Source organism: Arthrobacter tecti, from assembly GCF_054511355.1.
The window spans coordinates 78056-100442 of the sequence record NZ_JBTNCT010000007.1 but is presented as its reverse complement, the minus strand read 5'-3'; the positions used below and the strand labels follow the sequence as shown (position 1 = coordinate 100442).

Sequence of the window (22387 nt, the reverse complement as noted above, 5' to 3'; positions counted from 1 at the left end):
GAGATTCGGATGTTCGCTGTGGGCATAATCTGGTCGCTCTTACCGGACCGAATTCCGTCAGTGGCAGGTGATGGACTGAAGTCATGAACGGATCAGCGACTACGGGAGCCGGTTCCCCTGCCGGGGAGGCCGGGGGTACTACCTGTGCGTGCCCGCGGGATGCTGGTTGTGATGGTCTGTTCTGCGCCGGCCGGGATTCCTTCATGAACGGTTCCTCCACGGACGATTACTCCACAAACGATGCCCATGTGGGTGATTCCTTCGTGGACGGGTCCGGTGTCAGCTCCTCGGCGGATGAGGATGCACCCGAAGGTGTCGAAGCCGCCGGACCGGAGGCGCTGGTACGGCAGCTCATCGAGCAGAGTCCACGGCTACAAGGGTTACCGGACGCGTTGGACCTGCTGAAAGCTGCTGACCGGCTCACCTCGTGGGTTGCCGCGCAACAGGCGGAACTGATCGCCCAGGTCCACCACCACGTGAACGGGCACGAGATGTTCCGCACCGGCCAACAGCACCCAGGGACAGGTTTCACCTACACCGCCCAAGAGATCGCACCCCTGCTGCGGGTACCGGGCCGGACAGCGCAGCAGATCCTCAGCGAAGCGCTCACCCTGTGTAAGGATCTACCGGCCACCTGGGAAGCCCTCGAAGCCGGAACTCTCAGCCCCGCCCAAGCCCAAGTGATCGTGCAGGAATCCGGGACCATCCCCACCGAAGCAATACCGGATTACGAGGAGCAGATCCTGGACACCGCCGCCACGTTGACCCGTCCCAAACTGGTCCAGCGGTGCCGCCGGCTACGAGAGGAACTACACCCGGAGTCGATCACCGAACGCCGCAAACGCGCGGTGAAGGACCGCGCCGTCACCCTCCAACCGGAGCAGGACGGTATGGCCTGGCTCGGCGCGTACCTGCCCGCGGAACAGGCGCACGGGATCTTCAACCGGGTCAACACCGCAGCCCGCTCCCTCCAGGGTCCGGACGAGGCTCGTACCCTCACTCAGCTCCGTGCAGACGTCTTCACCGACGTCCTGACCCACACCTGCACCGGAAACCCGAAGAACGGCACCGGCCACCGCGGCATCGGGGCGAACGTGTTCCTCACCGTCCCCGTCATGACCCTCCTCGGACACCGTCGGGAAGATTGGCAAAACGCCTCACCCGCCGACACCGGCGGCGCGGCGGGAAGCACTCGGAGGGAGCACACGAAGGACGGGGCGCGAGGCGCCGCGGACACCACCGCCAGTCACCACGACGGCCACGCGCCGGGCGAAGCATCAATCCTCGCCGACCTTGAGGGCAGCCCACGTGTCGGCGCCCCCGACCTGGAGGGTTGCACCAACGGACTGCTGGACGGATACGGGCCCATCGACCCGGAAACAGCCCGAAACCTCGCAGCCCACGCACCCAGCTTCACCAGAATCCTCGTCCACCCCGAAACCGGTGCCGTGCTCAGCGTCGGCAGGGAGAAATACCGTCCACCAAAGCACCTGCAGGACTGGGTACGGATCAAACACCCCACCTGCGTCCATCCCGGATGCAACCGATCCGCCTGGACCTCAGAGATTGACCACACCACCCCCTGGAATCACGGCGGCACCACAGAATTGGGCAACCTACGGCCTCGGTGCAAACTCCACCACGCCCTCAAAACCAACGGCATCTGGACAGACTTCACAACAGACCCATCCGGTGCAGTACACAGCACCTCACTCGCCGGCAAAACCTACACCACGCTCCCCGAACCACCACCACCCTTCTAGAGAACGAGTAGCCACGCGCGGGACGAATGGGACGAGAAGCGCCTTCAGTGATGCGCTTCGTCCTGCCTCAATGCCCTGCCGATACGGACAAGGGGCTAAGTGAGCGTTGAGTCATGTTCACGCTCCGTGCAACTGGCAGGCCTTCACCCGTTGACCAACGGCACCGCGTCAACACCCGCCAGCTGATCAGGTGGCTATCACCCGGCCCGACCAGCTGTGATGATCCGGCTGCCGCGTCCCGCCTGGAACACGACAGGCACATGCTCGCGATCAGCTAGTGAAGGTCCGGGCCGGCGTCGTCGTCGTCCTCGTCTGGGGCGCCCAACGCCTGCAACCGCTTGTCCCAGTACTTCATCACCAGCGCGGCTGACACCAGCGCCGCAGAGAACGGCAGCAAGGCAACGCTGCCAATCATGGACAGCCTCGTCAGAAAGAAGAAGAACCCGTTCGACGCTTGGAAGGAGACGGCACCATATTGGAGCAGCAGATAGTCGCCGACGAGAATGATGAGAAGCCCTAACACCCCCAACACAATTCCGACGGTCAACGTCCGTTTGTGGAGCCGTGCGGCGTCGTTCATGGGTTCCCCCTACTTCTAGTCGTACACACGAATCAGTACAGCAGGCGTCAGACCCGCGCTGGCTCCGTCGACTTCCTAGTCTTCTCAAACATCGAACCAGTCAGCGCGAACAACAGCGGAACAGTCAACATCACCGGTCCCTGTCCTTCGACACCACCGGTCCAGTCCGTAGCCACTGACCAGTCCGTGGCCGCCGCAGCGATTCCCACGATAGAGCCGATAGCGAAAAACCAGGTGCCCTCCATCAACCGTGCCGGCCCGAGGCCCACTCTGCGAGCAACCACAGCGCCGAAGCCTACGACCGTCGCTATCGCCCACCAGAGCAGGAACAGGTCAGCAAGCTCCTCAGAACGGGCGAATCCCTCCCGCCCTCGGTTGACGGAATACAGCGACGCAACCATAACGACGACAAGAGCCAAAAACGCCGCATTCAATGCCTTGCGTCCAGAACTTAGCGTCTGATGCGTCATCATTTACTCCGATTCCCCGCAGTTGGGCCGATGCTGACGCCCCCATTCGTCCCGGCGCACAAGCAATCGACGGCTTAAGTTCCTTCAGCCTTACGCCTGCTGCTCACTTTGTCAGCCCTGGAGAGCCCCCAACACCCGAACGTTACTGAACGGTAATGCCATAGACGGCGTAACTAGCGCTTCAGGTTCGACAGCTCCTGCAACACCTCATCCGACGTCGTGATGATGCGCGCATTCGCCTGGAAGCCGCGCTGCGCCACGATCAGGTTGGTGAACTCCTGCGACAGATCGACGTTGGACATCTCGAGCATTCCTCCGGCCAGCGATCCCAGACCGTCCTCACCCGCTGCGCCTACCGCGGCATCGCCGGAATTTTCAGTCACCCGGTACGACGACGATCCTGCCTTCTCCAGGCCCGCCGGGTTCACGAAGCCAGCCAGTGCAATCTGACCCAACGGCTGCCTGCCGCCGTTGCTGAAGGAACCGATCAGCGTCCCATCCTCGGACAGGCTGAAGGACTCCAGCGTCCCCGCGGGCCGACCGTTCTGCGACTCGATCGACACTGTGGACAGCTCCGCATACCCGGTCAGCGCACCCAGGTCCACGCCGATACCGCCAAGCGCCAGGGTCCCTCCGCCGGTCAGGTTACCGCTCGCGTCAAAGGTGATCGCCCCGGTGCCGCTGGCACCGCCGCCGTCGTTACCCGCGACATCCCAACCCGCCGCGGTCTTCGTGAAGGTGAGCGCCAGGGTGCGTGGATCGCCGCCGCCGTCGTACACTTCAATGTCCTGCACCAGGGAAGTTCCAACGGCCGCGTCGGAGGGCAGATTGCCCGTCACGACTGCAGCGTTGGTGGCCGCCGCGGGCGAGACAGCATCGCGCGGCACCGTGATGTCGCCGACGGCGGCACCCGGGTTGATCTGCCCGTTCACCGCCGACCGGCCCTGCACAATGCCGCCATCCGGGGCTACGAGACGACCATCGGCGTCGAACTCGAAAGCACCCGCACGGGTGTAGAGCGTCTCGTTGCCGGAGCGGGTGATGAAAAAACCGTCGCCGGCGACCATCATGTCCGTGGCCCGGCCGGTAGCCTGCGCCGAACCCTGCGCGAAGTTGGTCGAGATTCCGGCAACCTGCACACCGAGACCAACCTGCGCCGGGTTGGTGCCGCCAACAGCTGCCTGCGGCCCGCCCGCCCCCTGCGTCAGCTGGGAAAGGGTGTCCTGGAACTGTGTGGAGGATGACTTGAAGCCCGCGGTGTTCACGTTGGCGATGTTGTTGCCGGTGACATCGAGCATGGTCTGGTGCGAACGGAGACCGGAGATTCCGGAGTACAGAGAGCGAAGCATGAGGAACGCCTTTCGGAGCGAGGTTAGACGAGAGTTTGAGGTTCGACGGGAAGCGTGTCGCCAACGATTCCGGCAATGGCGTCGAGCGCTATCGCCTCACCGTCGACGGTCACGATCGGGACAGGCCCGGCGTAGGAGACGGCGGTCGCGGTGCCGGTGAGGGTCTCGCCGTCGTCGTCGAGGTAGCTGACCTCACGGCCAATCAGGTCCGCGGCAGCCGAGCGCATACTGAGGAAGAACCCCTCCTCAGTGAGGGAGGCAACCTCGTTCATCTTCTCCATCATCGCCAGCTGGGTGGTCTGGGCGATCATGGCATTGGTGTCCATGGGCGAACTCGGGTCCTGGTTCCGCAACTGGCTGACCAGCAGGGACATGAACACCTCGCCGTCCATCGCCTGCTTCGGCGAACGCTCCGCAGCCCCGGGTTGGAAGCTGGGAGGAGCGGCGCTGACTGGATCAACGGGCATAGAAGTTTCCTTTCGTCACGCCAGCAGGTCGATGGTTGAGGTCGAGTGCCACGTTCGCACCGTCCGTTCTGGTTGGGGTTCGTCGGGCTGTGCAGGACTGGCGGTCTGGTGGCGGAGGTCGAAGTCGCGGCGCTCCCGCCTGCCGTCGGCGCCGCCTGATCCGGTGTCGGTGTCCGCATTCTGCGACGAAACATCCACGGTCGCGGACGCAGCGCCCCCGAATTCCCGTCGCAGTTCGGGCAAGACGGCCTTGAGCGCCTCACGCCCGGCGTCGTTCGGAGCGAACAGTTCCACGCGCATTCCGTCATGCGTCACGAACGCCTTCACCGTGACCGGACCAAGGTTCTCCGGCGCCACCTGGACTGTGATCGCGTATTCCCCGGGCGCGGCCTGGGCGAGTGAGAATGCAGGCTTCAGGATCTGTCCGGCCAGGGACGGGTACGACGACGGCGCCGCCCCCTGCGCGGGCCGCGCACCTTCCGCCGGCGTGGGCGCGGCCTCGGAAGACACCTTCGCGATGAGCGCTGCGACCTGAGGATCGGCCGGCTTTACCTCTACGTGAGCAGGCGCGGCGCTAACGGGGTTCGGCGGTACGTGTGTTTCTGCCGGTGCCGCGGTCGTACTCGCTGGAGGCGCGAGCTGTTGGTCGGTTGGGTTCAGAGCTCCGGCCGGGGAGGCCTGAGCTGAAGCCGCTGGAGTGGAGGATGCTGGCGACGCCGCCGACACGGTCGGGGTGCTGGACCCGGAACCGGCATCCGCTACCGCAGCGGAGAGCGCGCCTGCACCGATACCGGACGCGGCGTTGCCGGTCGCGGTCGCGTTGGCTGGCAGAGGTCCGGGGGCCGGTGCAGTGTTGGACGCAATGCTGGAAGTAGATGAGGCCCCCACCACGCTCGTGCTTCCGGCTGCAGGGGCAGTACCGGACGCAGGCTTGGTGCCAGACGCCGCGCCCGACGAAGACTGGTCAAGCGCAGCAAGCTCGCTGGCCGCAGGCGAACTGCCGGGTGCTGTTGACCCACCGGATCCGACCGCAGAAGTTCCGTTCGGCATCCCTCCCCGCTGCCCTACCTGAGCACCGGAGGACGCACCGTTCACAGCGCCCGACCCGGTCGCGGTGGCCTGAAGCGGGTGAGAACCAGCAGCGTCCGAAGTCGCGGCGGTCCCGGTCGGCGCACCCGTAAGAGCTCCGTCGGCACCGTGCGCGTCGCCACCGTTGGAAGCCGCCGACCCAGCCGACCCAGCCGAATCAGCCGTCGAAACCGCACCCGGCGCATGAGCATCGGAACGTGTCCGCGCGGATTCCAACGAACTACCCACCCCGGAGTGCACCGAACCGCCGGCCTGCTCTGCGTCGTCCGCTTTACCGGCAGCATGGCGCGCAGCAGCATCCGCAGCATCACGGTACCCAGCTGATGAGGCGGGTTCGCGCTCGGGGCGGATGCCGCCGTCGTCGTGCAGGTGATCACGCTGCCCCACGTGCGCCGCAAACGTCTCCCCGAAAGCGTCCCCGGGCGTGCCCGGCTTCGATGCCGCGGGAACCGTCGTCTTGGCGAGCGAACCGGCTACCGGCATCATGGCGTGCCGCCAGTCACGAGTGCAGCCTGTGCGGCAGCGGCGAGGGCTGCGGCGTCATCGGCCGGGAGGATACGGCGGATAGCGGTGACATTGGCGTCGGTCTCCCAGGCGTCGCGAACGGCGATCGTGTCCCCGGGCTGCGGAGCATCGATCGCCTTGCCGTTGCCAAGGTAGATCGACACGTGACCGCCGTCGAAGCTGAAGAGCAGGTCACCCGGCCGGGCATCAGCCATCGACGCAACCGCCGTACCTTCCTTCATCTGATCCCACGTCACCCGCGGGAGCTCAATGCCGATATCCCGGAACGCACGTTGCACAAAACCCGAACAGTCCAGCCCGACGGCGGGGTCCGTCCCGCCCCAGACATACGGCAGGCCTTCGTACTGCATGGCGGCGTCGATCAGCTTCTGCGCGTCAACCCCGGCGGGGCTTTCGGGCCCCTGAGGAACGAGCGCGGCAATCGCCCCCGCAAGATCGGGAACCCCAGCTAGGTCCGGAGCCGCGGATGAACCGGGAGCCGCGCCTAGACCCGCACCGGTCCCGTTCAACGCCTCGGCCAGACCAAGGACCGGAGCGGCGGAGGCACGCGGGGAGGCCGTTGCAGCCTGCGCCGCGAGCGCTTCCGCGAATGCCGCACCGGAGTTCGCCGACCGAACCGGCGTGGCGAGCTGGGTGAGTGTGGACTGGATCTGCTGGACCCGCCCCACGGTGTCAGTGAGCGTCATTCTTCCCCCGGGTACGTGATGCGAGTTCGTCGAGTGTCTTCTGTTCGGTGCGCAAGTCCTCCGCCGAGACCTCGGCCGCGTGTCGTTCTTCGAGCTTCTCGAGCCCGATCGTTTGAGTGCGCGCGGCGTTGAACGCCTCCTGGGCGCGGGCCGCCTCGGAACGGAGCCCATCCTCGACGGCGGCGAGCTCCGTCAGCATCCCCCGGGCAGCGGATCGTGCGGCGGCGATGGCGTGCAGTGCGGCTGTGTCGGCGATGTGCGCGGTGCTGCCATCGAGCGCCACGAGGGCCTGCCGTCGTCGTGCGCTGCTTTCGCGCAGGCGGCCGTTCGCTGCCGCGAGGTCCGCGGCTGCCTGGTCCTGGCCGACCTGGCGCAACCGGAGCAGCCCAGCGAGCGGGAAGCGGCGGTTCATTGCAGCACCCCGCTGTTCGCGACAACTCGGTTGAGGCGGTCCCAGGACTGCACGGCGGGGCTCTGCTCAGCCATGCCCTGCTGGAGGAAGGAGTTGATCGCGTCCTCATGTTCCAGTGCGGCATCGACCAGGCGGTTGGTACCTTTCTGGTACGCCCCGACGTCGATCAGGTCCTGCGCCTTACGCCGCGCGGCGAGCATCTTGCGCAACGCCGACGCCGTTCTGGCCTGCTCGGGCGAAGTCACCCGGGATGCCACCCGGGACACGGAAGCGAGCGGATCGATCGAGGGAAAATGGCCGGCGACGGCGAGCGCACGGTCCAGCACCACGTGACCGTCGAGGATGGAGCGGGCGGTGTCGGCAATGGGTTCGTTGTGGTCATCGCCGTCCACCAGCACCGTGTAGATGCCGGTTACTGATCCGGTGGCACCGGTACCCGCGCGTTCCAGCAATTGGGCGAGTAGCGAGAAGGTCGACGGCGGGTACCCGCGGGTTGCGGGCGGCTCACCGACGGACAGGCCGATCTCGCGCTGCGCCATCGCAACCCGGGTGAGCGAATCCATCATCAGCATGACGTCTCTGCCTTCGTCGCGGAACGATTCGGCGATGCGTGTGGCCACGAATGCGGCACGCATCCGCATCAGTGCGGGCTCGTCCGACGTCGACACCACCACGATCGAACGGGCGAGCCCCTCCGCACCGAGATCGTCCTCGAGGAACTCCCGCACCTCGCGGCCGCGCTCCCCCACCAGCGCAATCACCGAAACGGCGGCATCCGTACCGCGGGCAATCATCGACAGCAGCGACGACTTCCCCACACCGGATCCCGCGAACAGGCCCATGCGCTGGCCCTTCCCGACCGTGGTCAGTGTGTCCATCGCCCGCACACCCAACTGGAGCGGTTCGGTGATGCGTGTGCGCTGAAGTGCCGGCGGCGAGACATTATCGAGCGGGACAGCCCCAAGTCCGGCACCTCCTGCGAGCGGGCCCTTCCCATCGATCGGCTCGCCCATGCCGTTCAGTACCCGCCCCAGCAGGCCGCGTCCCGTCGGCACGGTGAAACGCTTGCCCGTGGCACGGACCGGCGTCCCGGCACGAATGCCCGTGAGCGATCCAAGGGGCATGCAGCGCACACCGGTCCGCGAGGTCGCGACCACCTCGGCCGGGATACCGGCGGCATCTCCCACGGTCACCAGGTCCCCAATCGCGGCATCCAGCCCGACGGCGTCGACCCCCAGCCCCACAATGGACTGCACCATGCCAAGGCGCTCGGGCGCCGCCGCCGCCTTCGCGGCGTCGAGCCGGTCTGCGAGCCCTTCCGGGAGCGGTTCAGGGAGCCGTTCAGCAAACACTGTTCTCACCAGCGCGCTCCGTTCCCGGAACTTTCGTGCACCTCTGGCGAGTTCCACGACGGCGAAGCCACCTCAGCTGCACGAAAGTTCCCAAGGAGCGCTTCCTTTGCCCGCTGCAGCGCAGTGCCGATCCGCGCGTCGAGGTAGCTCTCGTTCGTCTCGGTCATGGCGTCCCCGCGGGCCAGCGACGCATCCGGTACCAGTTCGACGCCGGCGGGATGCTCCACCCCTGACAGTTCGGCAAGATCCAGCGGGTTCAGGCGAACCCTCAGCGCAGCACCGGAGTCCACTCCCGAAAGCGCTCGGCTAACTGCGGCCCGCGGTGCGGTGCTTCCCCTGTCGAGTTCGACGCCGATGATCGCCTCAGCCAGCTCGAATGCCGCGACCGCGAGCGCATTCATCGAAGCCGCCGACGACGCCGCGAGGCGCCCGTTCAGCGCATGGGTGGCCGCACCCAGGGTGACCAATACGCGCTCGAGCCGGCGGCCGGCGTCGTCGTTCATGGCCTGGTATTCGGTCTCAAGGACCATCCGGCGCTGGGCCAGTTCGGCCTGTGCGGCGCGCATGCCCTCCGCATATCCGGCCGCGTGCCCCTTGGCAACGCCGGCCTCGCGGGCCCTGTCGGCGTCCGGGCCTGCAAGGACGGGGTACGAGGCGTGGGCGAAGTCAGTAGACATACTCGTCCTCCTCGCTGCGCTGGATGGTGATGGTGCCCTGCGCCTCCAGGTCCCGGATTGCGCGCACCACTTCGGCGCGCGCCTCCTCCACCTGGGAGACCCGGACCGGCCCGGCCGCGCTGATTTCGTCGTCGAGCAGTTCCCGGTTCCGTTCGGAGACGTTGGTGCGGATCATCTCGTTGACCGCTTCCGAGGCTCCCTTCATTGCCAGGGCCAGCACACCAGCGTCGATTCCGCGCAGCACCAGCTGAATGTCGCGCCGTTCGAGGTTCACGATGTCGGCGAAGGTGAGCATCCGCGCGCGGACCTCTTCGGCGAGGTCCGGGTCGCGCTGTTCGAGGCTGTCGAGCAGCGCCCGCTCGGTTGCGACATCGGACCGGTTGATGATGTCCACCAGCGGCTGGATCCCCCCGATCACCGCGGAGGACTGGTGCGGCGACGCCACGGCCCCGGCGCGGACCAACAGGTTCTCGACCACCACGCTGACGGCTTCCGGTGTTGCCGATCCCATGGTCGCGATGCACTGCGCGACGTCGGTCCGCAGCGGATGATCCAGCCCCGCCAACACCGCCGATGCATGCTCCGGCCGCAGATGCGCCAACACCAGGGCGATGGTCTGCGGCAGCTCGCCCCCGAGCAACGTTTCAACCTGCCCCGGCTCCACCGACTCAAGGAACTCGAAGGACTTCCCAGCCATGGACGAGGCAAGCCGGTCCATCACCCCGGCTGCGCGCTCCGCCCCGAAGGATGATTCGAGCAGACCGATTGCCACCTCGCGCCCGCCACGAGGACGACGACGGCCGCTCACCGTAAGCTCGTGGAATTCCGTGAGTGCCTGCTCGGCAACAGCAGCGTCAACCCGTCTCAGGCGGACGATTTCCGCCGCGATCTCCTCGGCCTCGGAATCGCTGAACTGCTTGAGGACTTCCGAAGCACGCTCCTGGTCCATCTGCATCAGCACCATGGCCGCCTTCTGCGTTCCGGTCAGCCGAGCCTTGTTCAGCTGTGCTCCGGGCTGCAGCGCACCAGGCTGTTGCTCACCACCCTGCTGCGCTTTGGCCTGCTGCCCCGCGGTCAGCTGCTCGGTCATACCGGCTGCCTGTCATCCATGAGGCTGCGCAGGTACTCCGCCGTCTTGGCCGGGTCCCGCTGTGCCATTGCCTCGATGTCGGCCCGCTTGCGGTTGATATCCGTCTCCGGTGCTTCGATTCCGGCCAGGGGCATGGAGCTGATTGCCGTCGTCGCCGGTTCGGAAGCCGGGAGGGCCACGGCCGCTCCGCCGCCGCCGAGTGCGGGATGAACTTCCTGCAGTTCGCCTAGGTCCAACGGCTCGCGGCGCTGGCGGCGGGAACGCCGGGCGTAGATGATCAGGCCGATGATGAGGACAATCAGCACCCCGAGTACTATCATCCCGGTCTGTAGCAGCTGCGCCCGCTGCTCAGCCTGCCTGGCCTCCTCCGCTGCCGCGAGGGCTTCGGCCGCTTGTGCGGCGCCGGCGGTGTTGAAGGGGACCAGCTCAACGGTGACCTCGTCACCGCGGTCGGCGTTGATGCCGGCGGCGCTGGCGACCAGCGCGGTGAGGTCGGCGACGTTGAGGCCTGCCGCGGCGGCGTCGTCGATAGCCACTGACACTGTCTGACGCGTGATGTCGCCCGCTGGAATGATCCGGGATTCGGTCACCTTGTTAACCGCGTTGTTCCGCGTGCTTTCCTCGGAGGAGAACGTTCCCTGCCCGGCACCGCCCTCCGGCACGGCGATGTTGTCCGGGCCGAGCACTCCAGCGCCCGGCCCGCCTGCACCCTCGTACTCTTCGGTGGTGGTTGACTCGTTGAGCGCAGGAGCGTCCTCGGGTGTGGTGAAGGTTTCCTCGACGCGCTCGGCGGATTCGTAGTTCATGTCCGCTGCGACGGCGACTGTCGCATTGCCCGGCCCAACCACGCGGTCCAGCATCGACTGCACGGAGGCGGTGATCCGGGTCTCGTAGTCGGAGGCCTGCTGATCCGCCGAGCCTGCAGCGCCAACACCCACAGCCGAGAGGACGTTGCCTTCTGAATCGATCACCGCCACGTTTGCCGGATCCATGCCGTCGATCGAGGCACTCGTGAGGTGGGTGACGGCCTGGACCTGCTCGGTGGTCAGCGCGACACCGGCATCCGTCTCGATAAAGACCGATGCCGTGGGCTCGCCCTCCTCGGACACGAAGACCGTTTCCTCCGGAATGGCGAGCCGGACGGTTGCCGTCTTGACGCCGTCGAGCGCTGATACCGTCGCCGCCAGCTCACCCTCGAGCGCGCGCTTGTACGTGGTGGACTGCTGGAACTCCGAGGACGTCACGCCCATGTCGTCCAGGAGGCTGTAACCGCCTGTTGAAGCACTCGGCAGGCCGGCGGCCGCGGACTTGAGCCGCTGGTCATACACCTGGGCTTCGGGGACCAGGATGGTGGCACCGCCGTCGGCCAGTTCGTAGGGAACGCCGTCGGTCTGCAGCTGCTCGACGATCGCGCTGGCGTCCTCACCACCCAGCCCCGAGTACAGCGGGCTGAACGCCGGCTTGCTGGCCCAGGTCACTAACGCTGCGGTACCGAGCACCAGCACCGCAATTCCGATCAGCGCTATGGTCCGCTGCGCAACGGTGAAGCCGCGTACGGTTGCGCCCAGCCGCGCGAAGGCGGAGTTCATGGCCCGGGGCATCAGGCCTGCATCCTCATGATCTCGTTGAACGCGTCAACGCCCTTGTTGCGGACCGCGGCTACAAGCTCAAGCGTGACCTGCGCACGGGTGGAAGCGAGGGTCGCGTTGTGGATGTCGGAGAGATTTCCGGTCACGGCCTGCACGGACAGCTCGTTCGACGCCGACTGCAGCGACACGAGATTGTCGACAGCGCCCGTCAGCGCGGTGGCGAAACCTTCGTCAGTGCCCTGAGGCCGCTGAACCTGTGGAAGGTACCCGGTTGCGCTTACTGCCTGGACGGCTTCGATGGGCATATTAGTTGCGTCCGATCTGCAGTGCGGCTTCGTAGGTGGTTTTGGCGCGGTCGACGACGGCGGCGTTCGCCTGGTAGCCGCGCTGCGCCATGATCAGGTACCCCATCTGGGCTGACATGTCGATGTCCGGGTAGCGGACGTAGCCGTCCTCGTCCGCTAGGGGGTGGTCCGGCTGGTGCACGAGCCGACCTTCGGCATCGCCGAACTCCGCGCCTGCAACGTAGACCCCGCTCGTGCCCTCCCCCTCCTGGGCGAGGACAAAGCGTTCCTGGAATGCGGCGCCGTCGGTCGCTGTCGCGTTGTTGGCGTTGGCCAGGTTGTCCGCGACGGCGTCGAGCCACTTGCGGTGGACCGTCAGCCCGGTTCCGGCGATCCCGATCGCGTCGAAAGTCATCAGGTTGTCCTCATCGCTGTGCGCACGCTACTGAAAGTGCCCTCTACCGCCCGGGCTGCGAACTGGTAGCGCAGGACCGTGTCGACATTGGAGAGGGTCTCGGTGTCGAGGTTCACGTTGCTGCCGTTGAGCCGCGTGGGTTCGAGGGAACGGTCCATGGACGCTTCCACGACGCCGTCCCCGCTGGCTACCGATCGGGCGAGGATGTCCTCAAAACTGACCCGCTGCGCCTGGAATCCGGGCGTGTTCACGTTGGCGATGTTGTTCGCGATGGCGCGTTGTCGCAGCGACAGCGCATCGAGTGCGCTGGTCAGCGCCATGGTCGTCACGGATTCAAACACAGCAGAGCAACCCCTTCATACCGACAGGTGCGTTCGGCCGATCCATGGCCCTGGGATGAGCGATCCGTGCTCAGAATTCCTTATCGGACGGGTTTCGGGATGCGTTAGTTGTTCGCCGCAACTTCCGTGAAGCGTTCTCGCAGTCTTTCGTCGCTGCTGCGCGAAGGCGACGGACCCGTTGACTCCCCGCGAAAAGGGGTGACTTCATGGCGCGGCGTCCGCGTCAAGGCAACGGAACCGTTGGCCGGGTGAACCGCCCACGCAATACACGGCGAAGGGTGGCGCCGTGTCAGGCGGAGACGTCCAGGTACGCTGACCGTTTCGCGGAACCGGTGCGCCCCGCCGCCGCGTTGACGGCGTTGAGCAGGTCTGCCTGGGCGCGGGCGGAGGTCAGGGAGGCCCGAAGCCGGTTCTCGGCCTGCACCTGCAGTTCCCGGACATACCGCGCGCGGCCGATCAATTCGAAGGGGATGGGCCCGAAGGTCGCGGGCGCGGACCAGCCAGCACCCGACGACGACGGCGCAACGGTCCCGGAGGCAAGCGCTGCGGCTTCGAGCTCGTCGAGCATGGCAGCCCAGCGCTCAACCGACTCCAAGGGTCCCGGTCCCGGTTGGCGCGGGCTGTGCAGGCAGGGACTCCGCGGCTTCGTGCCACGCGTTCCGAATGGGATCGAGGAGTTCCACACACTCGCGGGTGCGGTCCACGCTGCGGCCAATGTTGGCCTGGATCAGCGCGGTCATCACGTAAGCGTAGAGGGACTTCAGCCCCTCCGCGCCGTCCCACTCGTCCGTCTTCAGTGACGAGGTGAGCTCACCAAGGATTGCCTGTGCGTGCAGCAGCTGCTCCGATGCTTCCGCCCACTCACCCTTTTCCTGCGCCGACTCGGCCCGTGCAAGATCGAGCATGAGGCGGTCATACAGCATGGTCAGCAGGCGGACCGGGCTCGCAGAGAGAACCGAATTCCGCGCATACTCATTGGCCGCCGAGGAGCGCAGCGCTGAGCTGCCGTAAGTAAGGGTCACTTGTCTTTACCTCCAATGGACGGCAGGTTACCCAGCTGCGAGGAGAGCCAGTCCCCCTGGGACTGCAGCGCCTGCAACTGGACTTCGAGCGAAGACCAGGTCCGCTCAAGTGTGGCCCGCCGCATCTCCAGACGCCGGTCCCAGTTCTCGACCTCGTCATTGAGGTTACCGACGCTGCGCTCCTGGCCCTGGATCCGGAGGGTCAGGGCGCCGTCGAACTTGTCAGATTGCCCAGTCGCCGACTCAGCGACGCGTCCCGCGATGGTCTGCAGCACATGAGCCACCCGTGCAGGGTCCTCGGCAATTGCCTGGTCAAATTTCTCGGCGTCGAACTCAACGGAGCCGTCGCGGGTGATGCTGATTCCGATTTCAGAGGGCGACCGCCCATCCACCGGTCCCGTTGCGGCGTCAAGAATGCTGCGCTCAACATCCCGCACGGCGCTGTCGCTGGTGAAGACGCCGCCGACTGCAGCGTCCTCACCGGGTGCTGATGGTGTGACTGTGGAGTTGGCCGAAATGAAGGACAGCACGCCGGTAAGGCCGGACACAAGGTCCTTGGCCACTCTTTGGGACGCCGCCTCATCCCGGGCTACAGTCACGGTCACGGGTTCCGTGGAAACTGCCTTGGCGGTTACATCGACACCGGGGAGCAGCGAGGTGAACGTGTTCGACGACGACGTCACAGCCTGTGCAGCCGCTGTTCCCGCCCAGAGGGTCACTTGGGCGTCCTGAGCGGTACGGACGTGCGCGGCACCGGGGTCGGCGAGCAGGTCCGTCGCTGTGCCGGCCGTGACATCCGCGGCCGATCCGCGGTGGACGGTGAAGGCTCCAGCCACGCCGGATTCAGCAGCGCTGAGCTGCAGCCGGAAGAGAGGTTCGCCGGTAGTGGGGTCCGTACCGGCGGCAACCTTCAATGCGGTGACACCGGTTTCGGAATCATTGATTGCTGTGACGATGTCATCGAGCGACGCCGAGGCTGGGGACACCTCAGTGGCGGTGCCGTCAGACGCGGTAATGGTAAGGGTGGCGGGGTTATCCGGCCACGTGGTCATGGCCGCGGTGACGGAAACCTGCCGCTGGGCGAGGCGGTCGACGGTGAAGTCGAGGGAACCTGCGCGTGCGGAGCTGGAGGCTTTGGCGGTGAGGTCCTCGGAGTTCGTGGTTGCCGTGTGAAGGCTCAGTGCGTCGGGCTTCGCGGTCTTCTCGGCCAGCTCGCCGAGCGATGCAAGCCTGGTGTTGAGCTGTTGCAGCCCGGAGATCAAAACTTCCGTAGCGCTGACCTTGTTCTTGATGAGGGTCTGTGGCCGGGCTTCCAGCTGCATGAGCTGATTGATCATGGTGGTCGTGTCGAGGCCGCTGGCGATGCCGTCAATGGAGAAGGCCATGTCGGGCTCCTTTCGGTTCAGCGGGTGGGTACAAGCAAGTCGGTAAGAAGGTATGCCTGGCGGCACAGGGGTGTGAGGTCCAAGTCAGTTTTCCAGTGCCGCCAGACGGTTATTACCTTCGGTTCATCGGATCAGCGCTGGGCTTAGCCGAGGAGCTGAAGGACACCCTGGTTCATCTGGTTGGCCTGGGCCAGCATTGCGGTACCGGCCTGGGAAAGGATGCTTGACCGGGTGAAGTTGGACATCTCCTTCGCCATGTCGGTGTCGCGGATGCGTGACTCTGCAGCAGACAGGTTCTCAGCTGAGACGTTGAGCGAGTTGATCGTCGACTCGAACCGGTTCTGCACAGCACCAAGCTCAGCGCGGGCGGTGGAGATCGTCTTTATCTGCTCATCAATCATTTCAATGGACGCCTGTGCGTTGGCGGCATTGTCAAAGTTGAGCCCTCCGGTGACCGAAGTTCCCTCAGCCCCGGCACCGAGGCCCGTCCCCGCGGCGGCATTGTCAGCAGTCGTCAGCGTCCCGCCATTGAGCGCGGTCACCACGATGCCAACTCCGGCTCCGTTGGCGTCGGTCTCAACTGCGACGCTGAAGTTCGCGGCAAATGCAGCATCCTCACGCAGTGCGGCTGCATAATCCTCGACACTATCGAAGGACGCTGCGGCACCAAGGTCACCGGTGGTAACAGTGGTCGCTACGCCATCCTTCGAAGTGGTGAATGCAGCAGCACCGGCCAGGACCGCGACATCATCGATTGCGAAGCTTGTGCCTGTAGTGGTCAGGTCACCACCGGTGAGCGTATTTGCAACGGCCTGCACGTTGGCCGAACCCAGGTTGATGGTGATCTGGTTGTTGACGTTTCCTTCGGCACCAACCTGGAACGCCATGCTGGTGGTGGAACCGTCGAGTAGCCGGTTGCCGTTGAAGTTGGTGGTCTTCGCCATGCGGTCCAGCTCAGCGGCCAGGCCCGCAACCTCCGTGCTGATCGCTGCACGTGACTCTGCGTTGTTCGAGTCGTTGCCGGCCTGAACGGCGAGGTCACGCATACGCTGCAGGATGGAATGTGTTTCGCTCAGCGCACCTTCAGCGGTCTGGATGACTCCGATGCCGTCCTGTGCGTTACGGGCTGCAACGCCCAGGCCGTTGACCTGCGAACGCAGGCCTTCAGCGAGAGCCAGGCCGGCGGCGTCGTCGGCTGCGCGGTTGATCCGAAGACCGCTGGAAAGCTTCTCCAGGGACTTGGACATGTCGTTCTGTGTGCTGGACAGATTGCGGTAGGCATTCATGGCCGACACGTTGGTGTTGATCTGGAAACCCATTGTGTTACTCCTCCGTGAGTGGGTCTAATTCACTGGCCCATCCATGGGCCTGCACAGAAGAGCTATCGGACGAAGGAGCCGGGCCGTTAGCAACCCGGGAAGACTTATTACGACGCCGCCGGGTCCAGCAGGCGGGCAGCGCGCGTGATACCGCCCATCGTCTGGTCCGCCAGTGTCGCCAGGTACGCCGTGCGTCGGTTCGGCGAGACGCGGGACTGCGGCGTGTAGGCGGCGTCGGGCTCGTCGGAGTAGTGGGTGGCGAGGCCGTCCTGCATCAGGCGGATGGCCTCGGAACGCTGCTGCGACACGGCCGAGTGGGTTGAACCCAACTCCTCGGCGAGGTCTTTGACGGAACGGTCCTCGAAATAGATCTGCTCGATGATGTAGCGCATCTTCTCCGGCAGCGAGGCAACGGAGGCGCGCAGGTAGGCGATTCGTTCGGCCGCCAGCGTTGCGGCTTCCGGGGTCTCATCGCGGGAGACGATGAAGTCCGCCACGTTGTCATCGAGGGAGCTGACCGTGCGGGAAGCATCTGCGAGCGCAGCGTCCGCGGTAGCGCGGTCCACGCCCATGGCTGCGGCGAGTTCCTCAGTGGTGGGCGGGCGGAGCAACGCGCCGGTCAGGGTCTCCTGGACAGCGAGGGCTTCACGGATGCGTTTACGGGCCGATCGCGGGGCCCAGTCATTGGACCGCAGCTCATCGGCGAATGCGCCGGTGATGCGACGCCGGGCATAGGCACCGAACGGCACGCCTAGACTGGGATCGTATGACTCGGCGGAGGTGATCAGCGCGAGCGCACCAACCGATGCGAGGTCATCACGCGAGAGGTGCGTAGCCTTGGCGCAGAGTTCGGACACCAGATAACCAACAAGTGGCAGATTGTTTACAACGATCTGGTCACGCTCAACTTTATTCATTAACAGTTCCCCAACTGAATATGTACGAGAGCCGCTTCAGGCGCATAACAGGTGCAAAAACTGTGCGAATCCTGAGGAATCGTACGAGAATTACCCCAGGACGCCGCATTTACCAAGCGACATTAGGTGCAACGTATCACTAACGCCGGTCTTTGCAATGCCGATAGTGAAAACGGATTGTCTTTTCGGCACATCCGAACAGGAAGGGTGGCCGGGATGGGAGCGCACGAACTCTCTGCCCTGCTGTGGCAGGAACGTGAACTACTGGAGTTGCTGGTGTTCAAGCTGGAGGAGGAGCAACTGCTCCTGACCGCCGGCCGCACCCGCTGGCTCCAGCATGCCACCCGCGAGGTTGAGCAGGTTTTGGAACGCCTGCGGAGCGCTGGCCTGGCCCGCACTGTTGAGGTTTCCGCGCTGGCCAAGGAGTGGGGCACCTCCGAAGACGCCACACTGCGTGAACTGACAAGCCATGCCGCCAACGGCCCGTGGGGCGAGATTCTCGCATCCCACCTCAAGGCAATGACCGAACTGACTGCCGAGATCAAGGAACTTCGGGACGCGAACCAGCAGTACCTGCGTGCCGCCGCGCGGTCCACCCAGGAGACACTCGCCGGGCTCAACCCGGACGCCGGAACCTACACCTCGTCCGGCCGGTCGGACTCCCCGGCTGATACCTCGCACATCGTGGATAGGGACCTATGAGCACGTTCAGTGGACTCAACACCGCCTACACCGGGCTTGTTGCGGCGAGCCGGGGACTCGACGTCGTCGGCCAGAACATCGCAAACGCCAATACCGACGGCTACACCCGGCAACGCGTCAGCACTTCGGCTGCCCACGCGGTGCGCGCGGGGATGTTCTCCGGGCCGGTCCGTCCGGGGCAGGGTGTCTTCGTTGACGGGATTGCACGGCTCGGCGACGCGCACCTGGACGCACGGGTACGCGTCACCGGGGCGGCGTCCGGGTTCGCTACGACCCGCGCACAAGCACTCGCCGCGCTGGAGACGACGCTCAATGAACCCGGCGAGAACGGCATTTCCGCCGGACTCGGCGAGTTCTGGGCTTCCTGGCAGAACCTCGCCAACAACACCGGCAAAGCATCCTCCGCCACCGTAGTCCTCGACGCCGCCGGAGTGCTCAGCAACCGGATCGCTACCGGTTACCGCGAAACGCAGGCCCAATGGGGTTCGCTTCGCCGAAGCACTGAAGCGATGGTGGCCGAGGTCAACAGCGCCGCCACCCGCATCGCTGAACTCAACGTCGCCATCCGTACGACGACGGCGGCCGGCACCTCAGCGAACGAGCTGATCGACCAGCGCGCACAGCTTGCGGCGTCGGTGGCGTCACTGGCCGGCGGCACCGTACGGGATGCCGGGGACGGCACCATCGATGTGTTGATCGGCGGGAATGCGTTGGTGTCCGGGGATACCGCACGGCCGTTGCAGGTTGCCGGTGCGCGCGGACTCGAAGGCGCGGCGGCCGACGTCGTGCGCGTTGAATGGGCGCACCGCCCGGGCGTACCGGCGGCGCTCGACGGCGGCGAGATCGCAGGCGCCCTCACCATGCTCGCGCCCACGGGGGCCATCGCCGAGGCGGCCGGGTTCTACAACACGTTCGCGCAGGACCTTTCGAACCAGGTCAATGCCGTCCACCGGACCGGGGCAACTGCCGACGGCCGAACAGGGCTGGATTTCTTTACGGTTTCCGGCGATCCACCGGCGCTGAATCTGGGCGTTGTACCGGGCGGTGTGGAGGACATCGCTGCGGCCGGCCCGGGAGCGGGAGCCCTCGATGGAAGCATCGCCGACGCGGTGGCGGGCCTCGGCGCCGGTGCCTCCTCCCCCGACTCCGCCTGGACCGCTTTCGTCACTGAGCTGGGTTCTGAAACCCAGACCACGCTGAAGGCGGCGACGCTCGCCGGGCTGGCGGCGTCGTCGGCCGTTGAACGACAGTTGTCAGGCTCCGCGGTGAGCATGGACGAGGAGCAACTGAACCTGCTGACCTTCCAGCACGCATACCAGGGTGCGGCGCGTGTGATGACGGCTGTGGACCAGATGCTCGACACCCTGATCAACCGAACCGGAATTGTAGGAAGGTAGCGATGATCGGCCGCATAACCAACCAGACCATGGCGCAGACCGCCCAGCGGAACCTGCAGGCCAACCTCGCGCGCCTGGCCGAACTGCAGGACCAGGCCTCCAGCCGCAAGGCGATCAACCGCCCCTCGGATGATCCGGCTGCCGCGGCCGATTCCCTGCGCGTCCGGGCAGACCTGCGGGCAACCGAACAGTACGCGCGGAACATCGACGACGGCGACGCCTGGCTCACCACGCTGGACGCGACCCTGGGGTCCACGAACACCGTTCTCGGCCGCGCACATGACCTGACCCTTCGCGCCATCAACGGTTCCATCTCCCCCGCCGCCCGCGAAGCGCTGGCCGTGGAAATCGAATCGCTGCGGACCGAGCTGTTTTCCCTGGCCAATACGCAATACCAGGGGCGCACGGTGTTCGCGGGCAATTCCGACGCCGGAGCCGCCTTCAACGGCGACCTCACCTACAACGCCTCCGGCCCGGTGGAGCGCCGGATCGACGCCGGGACCACCGTCCGGGTGGATGCCGATGGTGCTGCGGTGTTCGGTGTCGGGAACTCTTCGGCGTTTGCGCTGCTTGATACGATTGCCGCGGACCTGCGCAGCGGAGGCGGTGTCTCCGCACACCTGACAGCCCTGGAAGACAGGCTCGCGGCCGTCCGGGCGGAGGTTACGTCGGTTGGATCGCGTCACGGACGCATACTGGGGGCACAGGAGGCCACGGTGGAGAAGTTGGGCGCGCTCGAGGCGCAGCGCGCAGGGGTCGAGGACATCGACCTGGCGCAGGTCATCCTCGACATGAAGCTCCAGGAAACCTCGTATCAGGCAGCGCTCGCCGTGACGGCGCGGGTTCTGCAGCCAACGCTCATGGACTTCCTGCGATGAGCGGCCTGCGCTTCACCTCCCCGCCGCCCGGGCTGGCACCCCTGGTGGACTTCAGTCTTAGGCCGATTGACGGCGCCGAAGGGCTTTTCTCGCTGGAATCCAGGGACCAGGCCGGTCTCCGGATGTTCGTGCTTGAGGCTTCCCGCTACTTTAGGGACTATGTGCCGGCCGTTCCCGAGGCGAAGCGCGTGGAGCTGGGGCTATCAGAGGCCGACGAGCCGACCGTCCTCGTCGTCGCGAACCCGGGCGGGGACGGCACAACCGTGAACCTCATGGCGCCGATCCTGGTCAATCCGGCCACCGGCGCTGCCACGCAAGTGATTCTCGACGGCGGCGAATGGCCCATGCGGGCGCCATTGGCGGCTTAGCGGGTTCTGCCGGCCTCACTTGCGCCAGAACAGGTGGTGGGTCACGGGTAGTGCAGTGCGGCAGTACCCTTCCGCAAATCTGGCTGCACTGCATGCGTTGCATGCCAACGCATGCAGTGCAGCCAGATTTTCAGGACAACCACTCCATGCCTGAGGCGCCTGACGAGCTTCAGCCAGGCGCCGTCGTCGTTGCTCTCCGCGAAGGTACTTCCCTTAGGCGAAGTCCGCCGTTGCCGGGTTGGCGCCGATGCGGCCGGCTTCGCCCTTGTCGAGCGCGTTGATTGCCTCGATGTCATCGTCGGTGAGGGCAACGTCCAGCGCGCCCCAGTTTTCGATGATGCGGGACTCGGTCACCGACTTCGGAATGACCACGCTGCCGAGGGCCAGGTGCCATGCGAGGACAACCTGCGCGGGGGTTGCGTTGCGCTTCTCGGCGATGCCGGCAAGCACGGGATCGTCCAGCAGGCCCTTGCCGGAGCCGAGCGGCGACCAGGATTCGTGCAGGATTCCCTTCTCGGTTTCGAAGGCGCGCAGCTCGGCCTGATTCAGGTACGGATGCGTCTCAACCTGGTTGATCGCCGGCACCACGCCGGTCTCGTCGATGATCTCCTGCAGGGCCTCGACCGTGAAGTTCGAGACACCGATGGAGCGCACGCGGCCACGCTTCTGCAACTCGATGAGGGCCTTCCACGTGTCACCGTACTTGCCCTGCTTCGGCTGCAACCAGTGGATCAGGTACAGGTCGAGGGTTTCGAGACCAAGGCGCTGCATCGACGCTTCGAATGCCTCGAGGGTGCTTTCATAGCCCTGGTCGGCGTTCCACAGTTTGGTGGTGATGAACAGTTCGTCGTGGCCAAGACCGGAGGAGGCGATAGCACGCCCCACACCCTCTTCATTGCCGTAGATCTTCGCGGTGTCAATGTGACGGTAGCCGGCCTTGAAGGCGCGCCCGACGACGTCCTCCGCAGTGGCGTCGTCGACCTGCCAGACGCCGTAGCCGAGCTGGGGGATGGTGCGGCCGTCGTTAAACGTCAGGTTTGGTGAGGTACTCATGTATCCCTTTCAATTGCTGCTTGCCTTCCGAAGGGTGGCAACCCGGGCCGGATGGGAAGTATTCCTGCGCTGCCTGTAACAGATCGCCCGGCAACCGGACATTAACGGGTATGGTCACACAAACCGCAAGGGGGACACCGATGACTTCGGCGACGAAGGCGCAGCATCGTGAGCGGCTTTTCGCGCAGACGCACAGGGAGCATCATGACCGCGTGTATCTGTACCTCCGCCGCCGGACGGAATCGCACGAATCCGCG

Annotated in this window: 25 protein-coding genes and 1 pseudogene; 6 read left to right on the top strand and 20 right to left on the bottom strand. The window is 65.6% G+C overall.

Annotated features, from left to right (window positions below; genetic code table 11):
• Nucleotides 1-203 precede the first annotated feature (203 nt).
• The gene (locus ACX80C_RS10280; protein WP_459326370.1) at nucleotides 204-1763 is read left to right on the top strand and encodes an HNH endonuclease signature motif containing protein; all 1560 of its coding nucleotides are present in this window, start codon (nucleotides 204-206) and stop codon (nucleotides 1761-1763) included.
• A 274-nt stretch (nucleotides 1764-2037) separates the two neighbouring features.
• Here the strand turns inward: ACX80C_RS10280 and ACX80C_RS10275 are convergent, their stop codons facing one another.
• From ACX80C_RS10275 to ACX80C_RS10185, 19 genes are all read right to left on the bottom strand, one after another.
• Nucleotides 2038-2343 (bottom strand): hypothetical protein, encoded by a 306-nt coding sequence (locus ACX80C_RS10275; RefSeq protein ID WP_459326369.1) that lies wholly within the window; start codon nucleotides 2341-2343, stop codon nucleotides 2038-2040.
• A 47-nt stretch (nucleotides 2344-2390) separates the two neighbouring features.
• A complete protein-coding gene (locus ACX80C_RS10270) occupies nucleotides 2391-2816 on the bottom strand; it encodes a hypothetical protein (RefSeq protein WP_459326368.1) in 426 nt (141 codons plus the stop codon).
• Between the two features lie 170 nt (nucleotides 2817-2986).
• Nucleotides 2987-4162, bottom strand: a complete 1176-nt coding sequence (locus ACX80C_RS10265; RefSeq protein WP_459326367.1) for a flagellar hook protein FlgE — start codon at nucleotides 4160-4162, stop codon at nucleotides 2987-2989.
• Between the two features lie 23 nt (nucleotides 4163-4185).
• Nucleotides 4186-4629, bottom strand: coding sequence for a flagellar hook capping FlgD N-terminal domain-containing protein (locus tag ACX80C_RS10260; RefSeq protein WP_459326366.1), 444 nt, complete (start codon nucleotides 4627-4629; stop codon nucleotides 4186-4188).
• A 15-nt stretch (nucleotides 4630-4644) separates the two neighbouring features.
• Nucleotides 4645-6204, bottom strand: a complete 1560-nt coding sequence (locus tag ACX80C_RS10255) for a flagellar hook-length control protein FliK (RefSeq protein WP_459326365.1) — start codon at nucleotides 6202-6204, stop codon at nucleotides 4645-4647.
• Nucleotides 6201-6929 (bottom strand): C40 family peptidase, encoded by a 729-nt coding sequence (locus ACX80C_RS10250; RefSeq protein ID WP_459326364.1) that lies wholly within the window; start codon nucleotides 6927-6929, stop codon nucleotides 6201-6203. Before ACX80C_RS10250 ends, ACX80C_RS10255 begins: the two co-directional genes overlap by 4 nt.
• Nucleotides 6916-7341, bottom strand: a complete 426-nt coding sequence (locus ACX80C_RS10245; protein WP_459326363.1) for a flagellar FliJ family protein — start codon at nucleotides 7339-7341, stop codon at nucleotides 6916-6918. Before ACX80C_RS10245 ends, ACX80C_RS10250 begins: the two co-directional genes overlap by 14 nt.
• The gene (locus ACX80C_RS10240) at nucleotides 7338-8693 is read right to left on the bottom strand and encodes a FliI/YscN family ATPase (RefSeq protein ID WP_459326409.1); all 1356 of its coding nucleotides are present in this window, start codon (nucleotides 8691-8693) and stop codon (nucleotides 7338-7340) included. The genes ACX80C_RS10245 and ACX80C_RS10240 overlap by 4 nt, the downstream gene beginning before the upstream one ends.
• A 5-nt stretch (nucleotides 8694-8698) precedes the next feature.
• Nucleotides 8699-9370, bottom strand: coding sequence for a FliH/SctL family protein (locus ACX80C_RS10235; RefSeq protein ID WP_459326362.1), 672 nt, complete (start codon nucleotides 9368-9370; stop codon nucleotides 8699-8701).
• Nucleotides 9360-10460: a flagellar motor switch protein FliG gene (gene fliG, locus ACX80C_RS10230; RefSeq protein WP_459326361.1), complete on the bottom strand. Its 1101-nt coding sequence runs from the start codon at nucleotides 10458-10460 to the stop codon at nucleotides 9360-9362. Before fliG ends, ACX80C_RS10235 begins: the two co-directional genes overlap by 11 nt.
• Nucleotides 10457-12061 carry a flagellar basal-body MS-ring/collar protein FliF gene (gene fliF / locus ACX80C_RS10225; RefSeq protein ID WP_459326360.1) on the bottom strand — a complete coding sequence of 535 codons (1605 nt, stop codon included), beginning with the start codon at nucleotides 12059-12061 and terminating at the stop codon, nucleotides 10457-10459. Before fliF ends, fliG begins: the two co-directional genes overlap by 4 nt.
• Nucleotides 12061-12354 carry a flagellar hook-basal body complex protein FliE gene (fliE, locus tag ACX80C_RS10220; protein WP_167990681.1) on the bottom strand — a complete coding sequence of 98 codons (294 nt, stop codon included), beginning with the start codon at nucleotides 12352-12354 and terminating at the stop codon, nucleotides 12061-12063. The genes fliF and fliE overlap by 1 nt, the downstream gene beginning before the upstream one ends.
• Nucleotide 12355: 1 nt before the next feature.
• Nucleotides 12356-12748, bottom strand: a complete 393-nt coding sequence (locus ACX80C_RS10215; protein WP_459326359.1) for a flagellar basal body rod protein FlgC — start codon at nucleotides 12746-12748, stop codon at nucleotides 12356-12358.
• Nucleotides 12748-13089 carry a flagellar basal body rod protein FlgB gene (locus tag ACX80C_RS10210; protein ID WP_459326358.1) on the bottom strand — a complete coding sequence of 114 codons (342 nt, stop codon included), beginning with the start codon at nucleotides 13087-13089 and terminating at the stop codon, nucleotides 12748-12750. The genes ACX80C_RS10215 and ACX80C_RS10210 overlap by 1 nt, the downstream gene beginning before the upstream one ends.
• 289 nt (nucleotides 13090-13378) lie before the next feature.
• Nucleotides 13379-13684, bottom strand: a complete 306-nt coding sequence (locus ACX80C_RS10205) for a hypothetical protein (protein WP_459326357.1) — start codon at nucleotides 13682-13684, stop codon at nucleotides 13379-13381.
• Nucleotides 13671-14111, bottom strand: coding sequence for a flagellar export chaperone FliS (gene fliS, locus ACX80C_RS10200; RefSeq protein WP_459326356.1), 441 nt, complete (start codon nucleotides 14109-14111; stop codon nucleotides 13671-13673). The genes ACX80C_RS10205 and fliS overlap by 14 nt, the downstream gene beginning before the upstream one ends.
• On the bottom strand, nucleotides 14108-15496 hold the full coding sequence (gene fliD, locus ACX80C_RS10195) for a flagellar filament capping protein FliD (protein ID WP_459326355.1): 1389 nt from the start codon (nucleotides 15494-15496) through the stop codon (nucleotides 14108-14110). The genes fliS and fliD overlap by 4 nt, the downstream gene beginning before the upstream one ends.
• A gap of 143 nt (nucleotides 15497-15639) precedes the next feature.
• Nucleotides 15640-16815, bottom strand: coding sequence for a flagellin N-terminal helical domain-containing protein (locus tag ACX80C_RS10190; protein ID WP_459326354.1), 1176 nt, complete (start codon nucleotides 16813-16815; stop codon nucleotides 15640-15642).
• A 107-nt stretch (nucleotides 16816-16922) separates the two neighbouring features.
• Nucleotides 16923-17732: a sigma-70 family RNA polymerase sigma factor gene (locus tag ACX80C_RS10185; RefSeq protein ID WP_459326353.1), complete on the bottom strand. Its 810-nt coding sequence runs from the start codon at nucleotides 17730-17732 to the stop codon at nucleotides 16923-16925.
• A gap of 216 nt (nucleotides 17733-17948) precedes the next feature.
• Between ACX80C_RS10185 and ACX80C_RS10180 the strand changes: the two genes are divergently transcribed.
• Genes ACX80C_RS10180 through ACX80C_RS10165 form a run of 4 tightly spaced genes read left to right on the top strand, consistent with a single transcriptional unit; the run spans nucleotide 17949 to nucleotide 21077 of the window.
• Nucleotides 17949-18434, top strand: coding sequence for a flagellar protein FlgN (locus ACX80C_RS10180; RefSeq protein WP_459326352.1), 486 nt, complete (start codon nucleotides 17949-17951; stop codon nucleotides 18432-18434).
• On the top strand, nucleotides 18431-19831 hold the full coding sequence (gene flgK / locus ACX80C_RS10175; protein WP_459326351.1) for a flagellar hook-associated protein FlgK: 1401 nt from the start codon (nucleotides 18431-18433) through the stop codon (nucleotides 19829-19831). Before ACX80C_RS10180 ends, flgK begins: the two co-directional genes overlap by 4 nt.
• Nucleotides 19832-19833: 2 nt before the next feature.
• The gene (gene flgL / locus ACX80C_RS10170; protein ID WP_459326350.1) at nucleotides 19834-20709 is read left to right on the top strand and encodes a flagellar hook-associated protein FlgL; all 876 of its coding nucleotides are present in this window, start codon (nucleotides 19834-19836) and stop codon (nucleotides 20707-20709) included.
• The gene (locus ACX80C_RS10165; protein ID WP_459326349.1) at nucleotides 20706-21077 is read left to right on the top strand and encodes a flagellar assembly protein FliW; all 372 of its coding nucleotides are present in this window, start codon (nucleotides 20706-20708) and stop codon (nucleotides 21075-21077) included. Before flgL ends, ACX80C_RS10165 begins: the two co-directional genes overlap by 4 nt.
• Nucleotides 21078-21290: 213 nt before the next feature.
• Here ACX80C_RS10165 and ACX80C_RS10160 read toward each other — a convergent pair whose 3' ends face one another.
• A complete protein-coding gene (locus tag ACX80C_RS10160) occupies nucleotides 21291-22130 on the bottom strand; it encodes an aldo/keto reductase (RefSeq protein WP_459326348.1) in 840 nt (279 codons plus the stop codon).
• Between the two features lie 110 nt (nucleotides 22131-22240).
• Here ACX80C_RS10160 and ACX80C_RS10155 point away from each other — a divergent pair.
• A pseudogene (locus ACX80C_RS10155) lies at nucleotides 22241-22384 on the top strand (hypothetical protein); the annotation flags it as partial.
• Nucleotides 22385-22387: the final 3 nt, after the last annotated feature.

Bases quoted from the DNA above. Each gene is read 5' to 3' on its own strand.
- fliD (WP_459326355.1), bottom strand. From the start codon at position 15,496: ATGGCCTTCTCCATTGACGGCATCGCCAGCGGCCTCGACACGACCACC.
- ACX80C_RS10160 (WP_459326348.1), bottom strand. From the start codon at position 22,130: ATGAGTACCTCACCAAACCTGACGTTTAACGACGGCCGCACCATCCCC.
- ACX80C_RS10280 (WP_459326370.1), top strand. From the start codon at position 204: ATGAACGGTTCCTCCACGGACGATTACTCCACAAACGATGCCCATGTG.
- ACX80C_RS10190 (WP_459326354.1), bottom strand. From the start codon at position 16,815: ATGGGTTTCCAGATCAACACCAACGTGTCGGCCATGAATGCCTACCGC.
- ACX80C_RS10180 (WP_459326352.1), top strand. From the start codon at position 17,949: ATGGGAGCGCACGAACTCTCTGCCCTGCTGTGGCAGGAACGTGAACTA.
- ACX80C_RS10260 (WP_459326366.1), bottom strand. From the start codon at position 4,629: ATGCCCGTTGATCCAGTCAGCGCCGCTCCTCCCAGCTTCCAACCCGGG.
- fliG (WP_459326361.1), bottom strand. From the start codon at position 10,460: ATGACCGAGCAGCTGACCGCGGGGCAGCAGGCCAAAGCGCAGCAGGGT.
- ACX80C_RS10270 (WP_459326368.1), bottom strand. From the start codon at position 2,816: ATGATGACGCATCAGACGCTAAGTTCTGGACGCAAGGCATTGAATGCG.
- ACX80C_RS10265 (WP_459326367.1), bottom strand. From the start codon at position 4,162: ATGCTTCGCTCTCTGTACTCCGGAATCTCCGGTCTCCGTTCGCACCAG.
- ACX80C_RS10255 (WP_459326365.1), bottom strand. From the start codon at position 6,204: ATGATGCCGGTAGCCGGTTCGCTCGCCAAGACGACGGTTCCCGCGGCA.
- fliF (WP_459326360.1), bottom strand. From the start codon at position 12,061: ATGCCCCGGGCCATGAACTCCGCCTTCGCGCGGCTGGGCGCAACCGTA.
- ACX80C_RS10235 (WP_459326362.1), bottom strand. From the start codon at position 9,370: ATGTCTACTGACTTCGCCCACGCCTCGTACCCCGTCCTTGCAGGCCCG.
- flgK (WP_459326351.1), top strand. From the start codon at position 18,431: ATGAGCACGTTCAGTGGACTCAACACCGCCTACACCGGGCTTGTTGCG.
- ACX80C_RS10165 (WP_459326349.1), top strand. From the start codon at position 20,706: ATGAGCGGCCTGCGCTTCACCTCCCCGCCGCCCGGGCTGGCACCCCTG.
- ACX80C_RS10245 (WP_459326363.1), bottom strand. From the start codon at position 7,341: ATGAACCGCCGCTTCCCGCTCGCTGGGCTGCTCCGGTTGCGCCAGGTC.
- ACX80C_RS10215 (WP_459326359.1), bottom strand. From the start codon at position 12,748: ATGACTTTCGACGCGATCGGGATCGCCGGAACCGGGCTGACGGTCCAC.
- ACX80C_RS10185 (WP_459326353.1), bottom strand. From the start codon at position 17,732: ATGAATAAAGTTGAGCGTGACCAGATCGTTGTAAACAATCTGCCACTT.
- flgL (WP_459326350.1), top strand. From the start codon at position 19,834: ATGATCGGCCGCATAACCAACCAGACCATGGCGCAGACCGCCCAGCGG.
- ACX80C_RS10250 (WP_459326364.1), bottom strand. From the start codon at position 6,929: ATGACGCTCACTGACACCGTGGGGCGGGTCCAGCAGATCCAGTCCACA.
- ACX80C_RS10275 (WP_459326369.1), bottom strand. From the start codon at position 2,343: ATGAACGACGCCGCACGGCTCCACAAACGGACGTTGACCGTCGGAATT.
- fliE (WP_167990681.1), bottom strand. From the start codon at position 12,354: ATGCCCATCGAAGCCGTCCAGGCAGTAAGCGCAACCGGGTACCTTCCA.